The following is an 11837-nucleotide window of genomic DNA, read 5'->3' as shown; positions in this document are numbered from 1 at the left end:
GTTTTCTTAATGGTGTTGAACTATTTATTCAAGTCTACAAATTGAATAGATTCAAAACCATCAATTTGATGTAATGCTGAGATAACATCATCTGAAACAGGGTTATCTACTGAGATAATCATCATCGCATTACCGCCTTGTGTTGTACGTCCTAAATGCATAGACGCAATATTAATACCATATTCACCAAGAATTTGACCTGTGCGTCCAACAATACCTGGACGGTCTTGGTGATGAATAACTAATTGATATTTTTCTGGTTTGAAATCAACAGGGTAATCGTTGATTTGAACAATACGAGGACCATAACCGTTTAAGACAGTAGCACCGACAGTAACTTTACGATCTCTGTTAATCATTGTTAATTCAATATAGTTGTTGAAAGAACGTGATTTCGCATCTTTTTCAACATTATAAACAACATTTTGTTCGTTTAATAAGAAGAGGGCATTTACTAAGTTAACACGTTCAGCCAAGTCTTGAGATAAGAGTCCTTTGGCGATCGTACGTGTTAAAATATTTGTGTCTTCTTTAACTAATTCACCGCTGAATTTAATTTTTAATTCACGTGGTGCTTTACCTAATAATTGAATACATACTTTGCCGACCATGTCACAAAGATTCAAGTATTCTTGTAATTCATTGTCTTCTTCACCAAAAATCATTTTTGGTGCATTGACTGCATGGCGTACGTTACCAGTATGGAAGAATTCTTCAATTTCATTTGAAACAGACACTGCTACTTTTTCTTGTGCTTCAACAGTAGAGGCACCTAAGTGCGGTGTAACGATGATTTTATCATGTTTAGTAAGCGGTGAGTCTGTTGCTGGTTCATGTTCAAATACGTCAATAGCAGCACGTGCAATTAAACCTTGGTCTAAAGCATCAACTAATGCTTGTTCATCAATAATACCACCGCGAGCTACGTTGATAATTTGTAAGTTTGGTTTAGCTTGTGCAAAGAATGATGCATCAATTAAACCTTTTGTTTTTGGTGTTAGTGGGGTATGCACTGTGACAAAATCAGCACGTTGAGCAATTTCATCAACAGTGGCACGTTCGATATCTAACTCTTTGGCTTTTTCAGCTGTTAGATAAGGGTCAAATGCGATAATTTTCATACCGAAACTTTTCGCACGTTTTGCGACACCAAGACCAATACGGCCTGTACCGATAATACCTAATGTTTTATGGTATAACTCAGTACCTTTAAAGTGTGAACGATTCCATTGTCCTTCTTTTAAAGACTGATTGGCTTCTGGAATTTGACGGGCCATAGCAAGAATCATGGCCATTGAGTGTTCAGTTGCTGAAATCGTATTGCCATCTGGTGCATTGATCACTAAAATACCGTGTTTTGTAGCAGTATCTCTATCAATATTATCTACACCAACACCAGCACGTGCAATAATTTTTAAGTTTTCGGCTGCTTCTACGACCTCTGGTGTGACTTGAGTTTGACTTCTGATAATCAAACCATCATAGTCTTTAATTTTTTCAATTAATGCTTCTGGAGAAAGTCCTGTATCAATATCTACTTCGAAATCCGGATCGTCTAATAATGTTTGTAAACCATCTTTTGCAATGGGATCTGAAACTAAAATTTTATACATAAGCTTTTACCACCTCTAAATATGCTGTCGTTCCTTTGCCGATATATACTTGATGACGTAATTCAGAAAGGATAATTTCTAATGCGCTGATGCATTGTAAAATATCAGCAGTATCGATTTGTCCTAAGTGACCAATACGTAGAATTTGGCCTTTTAATTTACCTTGGCCGCCAGCTATAGTGATGTTGAACCGATTTAATAATTCATTTTTAATTGTAGCAACTTCATTTGGTGAACTAGGTACAAAGGCTGTAACTGTCGGTGAAGCAAATTCATCTTTAACAAGTAATGGTAAATCCAACGCTTTTAAAGCAGCTCTTAAACCATCTCTGATAGCATAATGACGTTCAATGACTTTATCAAAACCTTGTTCTTCAATAACATCTGCATAAGCAGCTACACCTTTATATAGGCTTACATTCGGTGTGAATGGCGTAGAATTATTTTCGGCAGATGCAATGTATTTATTGAAATCTAAGTAAAAGCGAGGTGTTTTCACTTCTGCAAAGCGTGTTTTAGCACGATCAGAATATGCAGCAAATGCTAATCCTGGCGGAAGCATGATTGCTTTTTGGCTACCTGAAACTAAGACATCAATGTAATCACGTTTTAAGTTGACATCGACAGCACCGACACAACTTACACCATCGACTACAAAATAAGTGTCAGGATAGTTTTCGTGAATGGCTTTACCTAAATCATGAATAGGGTGAAGGACAGAAGTTGATGTTTCGCAATATTGGCTGTAAACTGCTGTTACAGTTTCAGGCAATGTTTTTAAATATTGAATAAATGCGTCTACATCTACGGCTTCGCCCCAAGGTACTTCAAAGACATGTACATTTTTAAAGTAAGTTTGAGCAATTTGTTTATAACGATTACCGAAGGCGCCAGAAACAATCACAGCAACATGGTCTTCCGGGTTTAAGATATTAACCATACTTGCTTCTAATGCGCTTGTCCCACTGGAAGTAAAGATTAGAACCTCGTTCTCAGCCCCGAACACTGGTTTTAACCCTTTATATGCTTTTTCTGCAATAGCTTCAAATTCTTTTGTGCGGTGACCAATCATCGGTTCTTCAATCACGCGTTGAATGCGTTCAGGAATCGGAGTTGGTCCAGGTGTCAATAACAATGGATGATGATACATATAGATTTCCCCCTAATGTAAGATTTATTAATCTTACCAAATATTCTGAAAATAATAAAGGCAATTTAAGTGTAGTTTTACTTAAAATCCGATATTTTTATATCAAATCGATATTGTAAGCGCTTTTATATATAATAATAAGCAACCCAACACAAGGTTGGGTCACAATTATAAAATGACTGCTTCAATTTGAATTTCAACATTTCCTCTGATGGAATTAGAAATCATGCAGTTATTGTCTGCTATTTTCAGGAGTTTATTTAAGCGTTTTTCAAGTGCTTCCTTTTGGTCAGCTTCAACAGTGATTTTAGGATGATGTACAATTTTTTCCATTTTGAATTTACCGTTGTTGAGTGAAGCAGTTCCGACTGAAGATTGATTAATAGATACATTCGTAAAATGGGCACGTTCTAGTGTTGCTGCTAAAGAAATGATATAACAAGATGAAGCAGCCGCAATTAACATTTCATCTGGATTAGTTCCTTCACCGACACCGCCAAGTGTACTTGGAATTGAAATAGATTCATTTAATACATCACCAGAAACAGTACCAGTTTCGTCTCTGCCGCCGCTCCATTGTGTTGTCACAATAAAATCATGTTCTGCCATATCTCTTTGACCTCCGTATGAATTATGATAGATTGTTCTATAACAAATATAAAAGGGTGAATAACATGGAAAAAGTCATTCCGAGTGAGGATTTTCAAATAATTGCACATCGTGGTTTTTCATTAGATTATCCAGAAAATACATTGTTAGCGTATAAAGCTGCCTTGAATGCTTCTGTTGATATGCTAGAAATTGATGTGCATTTAACTAAAGATCATCAACTCGTGGTTATCCATGATGATAAAATAGATCGTACTTCTAATGGAAGTGGATATGTTAAAGATTATACGCGAGATGAATTAAAAAGCTATGATTTCGGTTCATGGAAAGATACAACTTTTACTGATGCCAAGATTATGACTTTTGATGAAGTTGCTAAACTTATTGAACCTTATGACACAACTTTATTGATAGAAATTAAGAAACCAAGCAAGTATCCAAATATAGAAGAACAATTATTAGAAGAAATAGAACAGACGCATCTCGATGCTGATAAGGTTATCATTCAATCTTTTGATGAAAAGAGTATCGAGAAAATTTCAAAAATCACGCGAAAATATCGACTAGGTGTCTTATTAAGCAAGAAAAAATACTTATTTAAAATGCCAAACTTTAACAAATTAGCTAAATTTTGCGAGTATGCGAATCCCAATTATGAACTCGTAAACAAAAAGTTTGTTGAAAGAGCACACCTGCATCACTTGAAAGTCTTGCCTTATACAGTTAATGATATCCAAGATATTCAAAAACTGATACGAGATGGGGTAGATGGCATTATTACGGATGGACCGAATCACTACTTTGAATTAGATTGATTAAAAAAGATACTGGTTGTATAATTAAATTATCTTATTATAGAAGGGAAGATAAGAGGAAAGCGATCAATCATTTAACGGTGAATTTCCTCATACGACCATGAAAATAAACTTCAAACCTATTAAATGTGCGGATAAAAAAGAATTAATAAGTTGGATCGTTGTCATAATAGGTGTAACTATTTATAGAGTGATAAAACGCAAAAAAGCGAAATCTGCACAAGCATAATAAAAGGATGTCTGATAACTACAGACATCCTTATTTTTTATACATTTTGATAACGGAATTTTACTAGTACCTATTGGTTTTGAAAAGAAGGAGAGGGTAAAAAATATAAAAAAATACTGCACCTTTTGAAAAGATGCAGTATCGAAATCTCGAAATTATTATTTACCTGAGTAGTACTCAACGATAAGTTGTTCGTTGATTTCAGCTGGTAATTCGCTACGTTCTGGAACGCGTACGAAAGTACCTGTTAATTTTTCTTCGTCGAATTCTAAGTATTCTGGTACGAAGTTGTTGATTTCAACTGATTCAAGTACGATGTCTAGTTTTTGAGATTTTTCTCTAACTGAGATCACTTGACCTGGTTTTAAAGTGTATGATGGGATATCAACACGTGCACCGTCAACTTCGATGTGACCGTGGTTTACTAATTGACGTGCTTGACGACGTGTACGTGCTAAACCTAAAGCATATACAACTGCGTCTAAACGACGAGCAAGTAAACGCATGAAGTTTTCACCGTGTACACCAGATTGTTTACCAGCGATATCGAATGTGTTACGGAATTGTCTTTCAGTGATTCCATATAAGTAACGTAATTTTTGTTTCTCACGTAATTGAATCGCATATTCTGATAATTTTTTTCTTTGGTTTGGACCATGTTGACCTGGTGCGTAAGGGCGTTTTTCTAACTCTTTACCAGTACCGCTTAAAGAGATACCTAAACGACGAGATTTTTTCCAGTTTGAACCTGTAAATCGAGCCATATTAAGACTCCTCCTTTTGTTTTTTGTAGTTGTTATGAAAAAACAAAGAAGAGTATTGTATGCTTATTAGGATATATTGTTTTGTGTGTCCTCGCCTCATAGCTCCGGTTACACGGCACGTCCGCGTTGGGAACAACATAGAGCCTAATAATATACAATTGCTACTTTCGTTATTTCACACAAAGAGTATTGTACCATGATGGCGAATAAAGTCAAGGGTTTATCCATATTTCAATGAAAAACAATTATTTCACAGTTTGTGCAATTTGTTCTTCTAGGATCTTCATTAATGAAACTAAACCTTCTTCATCCGTTTGCGTAAATCGATTTTTAATTGGAGCATCAATATCCAATAGCCCAATGACTTTACCATCACGATGAAGGGGGATAACAATTTCAGATTGACTGCGCGCATCACATGCGATGTGTCCAGGAAATTGATGGACATCCTCAACACGCTGCACGATATCTTGTTCTACTGATGTACCGCAAACACCGCTGCCGACTTGAATAGGCGTACAAGCAGGTCGGCCTTGGAAAGGTCCTAAAATTAATTGACCTTCTTCCATTAAGTAAAAGCCGATCCAGTTAATATCAGCTAAATTTTCATTTAATAAGGCAGAGGTATTACTTAATAATGTGATTAAGTATTTCTCGTCTGCATTTAAACCTTTCATTTGTTGAGCAATCGATGAATAATTTGTCGTCGTTTGTTTCATGAAATAGGACCTCTTTTCTGTCTATCGTTTTACATATTATAATATGGATGTCCATAAGACTTCAATTTAAGGTGCTTATTGAGGAATTTGTATAAAGAAAATTAATATTTTATTTTAATGAGGCAAGAAATTACGCTATAATGAGAAGTGATTAAATAGGAGGAGAAAACAATGGCACTGTATATCATCTTAGCAATTATAATTATTGCACTTATAATTGTCGGTATCATGTTCTATCTCCGTTCTTCAAAACGTCAAGTGGTCGAAAAAACCGAAGAGCGCAAGATAGAGGTTGAGAAACTAACATTAGACGATCGTCTGAAGTCTTTAGACGATTTAACCCTCGAGGGTGAAACACAACAAGAATATGACCGCTTAAAGCGCGAATCATTAAAGAATACTAATGATAATTTAAGTCCGGTTGAAGAGAAAATTCATAATGCGGAAGAAAACTTTGATAAATTCAAATTCACTGCGGCGCAAGCAGAATTAGACGATGCTAACGCATTAATGGATCGCTATGAAAGTCAACATGAGAAATTAGCTGAAGAAGTCGAAAACATTCTGGCTTTGCATAAAGAAAGTGACCGCTTATTTGAAGAAAGCAAAGTAGCATATCGTGAGATGAAACGTGATGTTTTAGCGAACCGTCATCAATTCGGTGAAGCTGCAGCACCACTAGAAAAAGAAATTGAGTTATTCGAACCTGAGCTTGTTAAGTACACTGAGTTAAAAGAAGAGGGGAACTACAAACAAGCTTATGAGCATATTAAAACGCTCAACGAAGACATCAATTACTTACAAAAAGATATGCTGGAAATTCCAGAATTAATTCGCGAAGCACAAAAAGAATTACCGGGACAATTCCAAGACTTGAAATACGGTTGCAGAGACTTAAAAGTTGAGGGTTATGATTTAGACCATGTCAAAGTCGACAGCAACTTACAATCCATGAAAACTGAGTTGAGCTTTGTTGAACCGATGATTAGTCGTTTAGAACTTGAGGAAGCAAATGACAAATTAAATGCTATCAACGATCAACTTGATGAAATGTATGATTTAATTGAGCACGAAGTTAAATCTAAAAATAAAGTAGATGAAACGAAAGAAGTCATCACAAATGACTTGTTCCGTGCGAAAGATACGAATTATACATTACAAACTGAAATTGAATATGTACGTGAAAATTATTATATTAATGAAACAGATATTCAAAACGTACGCCAATTCGAAAATGAAATTCAAAACTTGATTTCTGTTTATGATGAAATCTTAAGAGAAATGTCTAAATCGACTGTACGTTACAGTGAAGTACAAGACAATTTAGCTTATATCGAAGATCATGTGAAAGTTATCAATGAAAAGCAAGAAAAACTTCAAAATCACTTAATTCAATTACGTGAAGACGAAGCAGAAGCAGAAGATAACTTATTACGTGTTCAAAGTAAGAAAGAAGAAATTTACCGTAAATTGTTAGCATCTAACTTAACAAGTGTGCCAGAACGATTCATTATTATGAAAAATGAAATCGACCATGAAGTACGTGAAATCAATAGTCAATTTGATGAACGTCCAATTCATGTGAAACACTTAAAAGATAAAGTAACAAAAGTTGTCTTACAAATGAACAACTTTGAAAATGAAGCGATGGATGTCTTAGTCAATGCAGTGCTTGCGGAGAAATTAATCCAGTACGGCAACCGTTATCGTAAAGATGACAGCAGTATTGATAAGAGTCTGAATGAAGCAGAACGTCTATTCAAGAACAATAGATACAAACGTGCAATTGAGATTGCAGAACAAGCTTTAGATTCAGTAGATCCTGGTATTTCACAACGTATTGAAGATGAAGTAGTCTCACAAAGTCAAATTTAGCATTTGAAATGAGAAGGCGAGAACAGTATTTTTAGTTCTCGTCTTCTTTTTTGGATATTGAGAATTCATTGATTTGTGGTAAAATATTAAAATTGGAACAAAAGACTCGAAAGAAAGAATTCATTAAGTGGAAGTGACAAATAGTGATTTATTTAGATAATGCAGCGACGACCAAACCTGCACAAGATGTGTTAGATACCTATGTTAAAGTCAACCAAGATTTATATTTTAATCCAAATAGTCCACACCAAGCAGGTTTACAAGCTGAACAATTGTTGAAACAAGCAAAATTACAAATTAATCAAATTCTGAACTTAGAAGATAGATTCGATATTATTTTTACCAGTGGTGCAACGGAATCTAATAATATGGCATTAAAAGGCGCAGCCTATAATCGCAAGCCTTATGCGGATGAAATCATTGTTTCTGTTCTAGAACATCCCTCTGTGTTGGAAGTGATGCGTCATTTAGAAACAGAAGGCTTTAAGTTGCGTTATGTCAATGTAACAAAAGAAGGTACAATTGATTTAGAACATTTAAAATCATTAATGAATCCAAATGTCGGTTTGGTCACATGTATGCATGTGAATAATATTACTGGACAAATCCAGCCAATTGAAGCTATTGCAGAAATACTTGAAGCATACCCTAAAGCACATTTTCATGTAGATGCTGTTCAAGCAATCGGCAAAGTCCCACTTTACTTTAATGGTGTGGACAGTATGAGCTTTAGCGGTCATAAATTTAATGGCTTGAAGGGACAAGGTTTATTATTAGTGCGTAATATTCATAATCTTGAAACTGTAATACATGGCGGCGGACAAGAATATGGTTTAAGAAGCGGTACGGTCAATTTACCCATAGACATTGCGATTGTAAAAGGGTTGAAGCATGCGGTAAGTGAGCGTGAAGCACTTGTATCAAGATTAAGCCGTTGGAATGAAGATTTGCGTTCTTTCTTAGATGCGTATCCAGGCGTCCATGTGAATTCGCCGCAACAAGCTGCACCGCATATTTTAAATGTCGGTTTTGATGGAGTGAAAGGTGAAGTATTAGTCAATGCCTTTTCAAAACAAGGAATCATGTTATCAACAACGAGCGCATGTTCATCAAAACATAGCCGCTTAAATGAAGTGTTGCTGGCGATGGGTATTAGTGAATCAAAAATTGAAGGCAGTATTCGTATTTCGATGGGTGCTGTTACATCAGAAGAAGATATTGAAGGATTTAAAGAAGCATTTAAAAATGTATATGAAGAGATGAAGGAGTTGTTAAAACGATGATCTATGATCATATTTTAGTGCGCTATGGTGAATTAACACTTAAAGGTGCTAACCGTAAAATGTTTATTAACCGTTTACGTTCTAATGTGAAACAAGCGTTAATGCCGCTTCAAGGCTACCACGTTAAAGCCAATCGCGACAGAATGTATATTGAAGTAACACCTGAAGCGGATATCGAAGAGATTATGCGCCGTATCAGCCAAGTCTTTGGCGTGAAGTCGATCAGTCCTGTTATGAAACTTGAAAAAGACTTAGAAGTTGTTAAAAAACAAGCGAGTGAATTTGCGAAAGCTTATGCAGACGGCGATTCATTTAAAATCGATGTTAAACGTGCAGACAAACAGTTCCCTTACGACACATATGAACTTCAACGTATGCTGGGCGGTGCTGTATTAGAAGCAAATGAACAAGTGCACGTTAATGTTAAACAACCTGATCACGTCATCAAAACAGAAGTCCGTTTAGACGCGATTTATCTTTATGATCGCGTGATTGATGCTGTAGGCGGGTTGCCAGTCGGTACAGGCGGCAAAACGTTATTAATGTTATCAGGCGGTATTGATTCACCTGTTGCTGGTATGGAAATTATGCGCAGAGGTGTAACAGTTGAAGCCATTCATTTCCATAGTCCGCCATTTACTAGCGAAAAAGCTAAAGAAAAAGTGATTGAATTGACACGTATATTAGCTGAGCGTGTGGGTCCAATCAAATTGCATATTGTACCGTTTACAGAAGTGCAAAAACAAATCCATAAAGTTGTGCATGAACGTTATACAATGACTTCTACTAGAAGAATGATGATGCGTATCGCTGACAAAGTTGTTCATCAAATCGGCGCTGATGCGATTGTCAACGGTGAAAACTTAGGACAAGTAGCCAGTCAAACACTAAAAAGTATGTATGCGATTAACCATGTCACATCAACACCTGTACTACGCCCATTATTAACATTAGATAAAGAAGAAATTGTGATTAAAGCCAAACAGTTTGGCACGTATGAAACATCTATCCAACCTTTTGAAGATTGCTGTACAATCTTTACACCGAAAAATCCGGTTACAGAACCTGATTTCGAAAAAGTTGAACGCTATGAAAGTGTTTATGACTTCAGTGAAATGATTGATCGTGCAGTAGAAGGTATTGAAACGATTGAAGTAACTAAGAATTATCAAAGTCAAAAAGATAAAACAACAGAAGCATTAATGGAAGACTTGTTCTAACACGCTTAACGTAAAGGGGATGGACATCATGGAATGGGATCTGACACTGATATTAATCATTATAATATTTGGCTTCTTAGCAGCGTTTATTGATGCGGTTGTTGGCGGTGGCGGTTTAATTTCAACGCCCGCTTTATTAGCGATTGGTTTACCGCCGGCCACAGCACTTGGGACGAACAAATTAGCAAGTTCATTCGGCTCTTTAACCAGTGCGATTAAATTTATTCGTTCAGGCAAGGTGGATTTGAAAATAGTCGGCAAACTTTTTCCGTCTGTCTTTTTAGCAGCGGTAGGCGGTGCGAGCTTAGCTTCTTTTTTACCCGCCTCTGTCTTAAAACCGCTTGTGATAGTTATCTTAACCATCGTGATGATTTATACGCTTGTGCGCAAGGACTGGGGGAGTATCCGTACGTATCAAAAACTTTCGCCTAAGAAAGCAATCTTATTCACCAGTGTCTTGCTGTTGATTGGATTTTATGACGGCTTTTTAGGCGGCGGGACAGGGTCGTTCATGTTGTTTACTTTATTGATTGTCGGCTTTGATTTTTTAAGTGCTGCAGGTAATGCTAAGGTACTTAATTTCGCTTCCAATATCGGCGCACTATTACTGTTTATGCTACTTGGCAAAGTAGATTATGGTATTGGTCTTATTATGGCCTTTAGTATGGTGCTAGGCTCTTATGCAGGTGCCCAATTTGCGCTGAGACAAGGCGTGGGTTATGTCAGAGTATTATTTGTTGTCGTAACGAGTGCACTGATTTTAAAAAATATATATGATTATATCCATCAATGGTTTAATTAAAGCAAACAGCGTTCAATGAGGACGCCGTTTGCTTTTTAATTGAATGTTAATTCTTACAAAACTATGTAAAATCTTCATCAAAGTTGGAAAATAGTTGATTAATTCTGAGGATAATTATTGGAGTTGACGTGTTGATATCGGTATAATGGGGTAAAGAAAAGTACTAACAAATTCTCAGGAGGTTGTTTATTAATATGGTACAAATTACATTTGGCGGAGATCCCGTAACATTAGTAGGTAATGCAGTAGAAGAAGGGCAAGAAGCACCAGACTTTACAGTTGTAAACAATGACTTAGAAGCAGTAACACTTGCAGACTATGACGGCAAGAAAAAATTAATCAGTGCAGTACCTTCAATTGATACAGGGGTTTGTGACAAACAAACACGCAAATTCAATGAAGAAGCAGCATCTGAAGAAGGTGGCGTAGTGCTTACTATTTCTGAAGACTTACCATTTGCTCAAAAAAGATGGTGTGCAGCTAGTGGCTTAGATAATGTTATTTTATTAAGTGACTACCAAAAACATTCATTTGGTAAAAACTTCGGCGTATTAATGGACGACTTACAATTATTAGCACGTTCAGTATTCGTTTTAGATAAAAATAACAAAGTTGTATATTCAGAAATCGTAAATGAAGGTACAGACTTCCCTGATTTCGAATCTGCATTAAAAGCATATAAAGAATTAGACTAAAGTAATTGCTGAGATATAAAGCAATTTTAAGTTAATATATTAGACCAGACTGCTCATAATTAG

The 11837-nt window shown here is 36.0% G+C and carries 11 protein-coding genes; 6 read left to right on the top strand and 5 right to left on the bottom strand.

Annotated elements, in window-relative coordinates; genetic code table 11:
• Nucleotides 1-20 precede the first annotated feature (20 nt).
• The 3 genes from serA to ACFCT9_RS04080 form a co-directional block, all read right to left on the bottom strand.
• Nucleotides 21-1613: a phosphoglycerate dehydrogenase gene (gene serA / locus ACFCT9_RS04090; protein ID WP_412521110.1), complete on the bottom strand. Its 1593-nt coding sequence runs from the start codon at nt 1611-1613 to the stop codon at nt 21-23.
• Nucleotides 1606-2763: a pyridoxal-phosphate-dependent aminotransferase family protein gene (locus ACFCT9_RS04085; protein ID WP_412521109.1), complete on the bottom strand. Its 1158-nt coding sequence runs from the start codon at nt 2761-2763 to the stop codon at nt 1606-1608. Before ACFCT9_RS04085 ends, serA begins: the two co-directional genes overlap by 8 nt.
• Before the next feature lie 168 nt (nt 2764-2931).
• On the bottom strand, nt 2932-3372 hold the full coding sequence (locus tag ACFCT9_RS04080; protein ID WP_412521108.1) for an SACOL1771 family peroxiredoxin: 441 nt from the start codon (nt 3370-3372) through the stop codon (nt 2932-2934).
• 65 nt (nt 3373-3437) lie between these two features.
• Here ACFCT9_RS04080 and ACFCT9_RS04075 point away from each other — a divergent pair, with 65 nt between their 5' ends.
• Nucleotides 3438-4187: a glycerophosphodiester phosphodiesterase gene (locus tag ACFCT9_RS04075; protein WP_412521107.1), complete on the top strand. Its 750-nt coding sequence runs from the start codon at nt 3438-3440 to the stop codon at nt 4185-4187.
• A gap of 387 nt (nt 4188-4574) precedes the next feature.
• On the opposite strand, the gene rpsD is transcribed toward ACFCT9_RS04075, so the two are convergent.
• Together rpsD and ACFCT9_RS04065 are read right to left on the bottom strand one after the other, a co-directional pair.
• Nucleotides 4575-5180 carry a 30S ribosomal protein S4 gene (rpsD, locus tag ACFCT9_RS04070; protein WP_412521106.1) on the bottom strand — a complete coding sequence of 202 codons (606 nt, stop codon included), beginning with the start codon at nt 5178-5180 and terminating at the stop codon, nt 4575-4577.
• 245 nt (nt 5181-5425) lie between these two features.
• Nucleotides 5426-5899, bottom strand: a complete 474-nt coding sequence (locus tag ACFCT9_RS04065; RefSeq protein ID WP_412521104.1) for a GAF domain-containing protein — start codon at nt 5897-5899, stop codon at nt 5426-5428.
• A 171-nt stretch (nt 5900-6070) separates the two neighbouring features.
• Here ACFCT9_RS04065 and ezrA point away from each other — a divergent pair, with 171 nt between their 5' ends.
• The 5 genes from ezrA to tpx all read left to right on the top strand — a co-directional run bounded on the left by ezrA (nt 6071) and on the right by tpx (nt 11774).
• On the top strand, nt 6071-7774 hold the full coding sequence (gene ezrA, locus ACFCT9_RS04060) for a septation ring formation regulator EzrA (protein ID WP_412521102.1): 1704 nt from the start codon (nt 6071-6073) through the stop codon (nt 7772-7774).
• A 143-nt stretch (nt 7775-7917) separates the two neighbouring features.
• Nucleotides 7918-9057: a cysteine desulfurase family protein gene (locus ACFCT9_RS04055; protein ID WP_412521101.1), complete on the top strand. Its 1140-nt coding sequence runs from the start codon at nt 7918-7920 to the stop codon at nt 9055-9057.
• Complete coding sequence (thiI, locus tag ACFCT9_RS04050; protein WP_412521099.1) at nt 9054-10277, top strand: tRNA uracil 4-sulfurtransferase ThiI; 1224 nt, start codon at nt 9054-9056, stop codon at nt 10275-10277. Before ACFCT9_RS04055 ends, thiI begins: the two co-directional genes overlap by 4 nt.
• Before the next feature lie 28 nt (nt 10278-10305).
• Complete coding sequence (locus ACFCT9_RS04045) at nt 10306-11079, top strand: TSUP family transporter (RefSeq protein ID WP_412521097.1); 774 nt, start codon at nt 10306-10308, stop codon at nt 11077-11079.
• A gap of 194 nt (nt 11080-11273) precedes the next feature.
• A complete protein-coding gene (tpx, locus tag ACFCT9_RS04040) occupies nt 11274-11774 on the top strand; it encodes a thiol peroxidase (protein WP_412521096.1) in 501 nt (166 codons plus the stop codon).
• Nucleotides 11775-11837 lie beyond the last annotated feature (63 nt).

The organism is Staphylococcus simulans (genome assembly GCF_047037175.1).
Classification (GTDB): Bacteria; Bacillota; Bacilli; order Staphylococcales; family Staphylococcaceae; genus Staphylococcus; species Staphylococcus simulans_C.
Note: the sequence above shows the minus strand (reverse complement) of the source record. Positions and strands in the feature narration are given on the sequence as shown.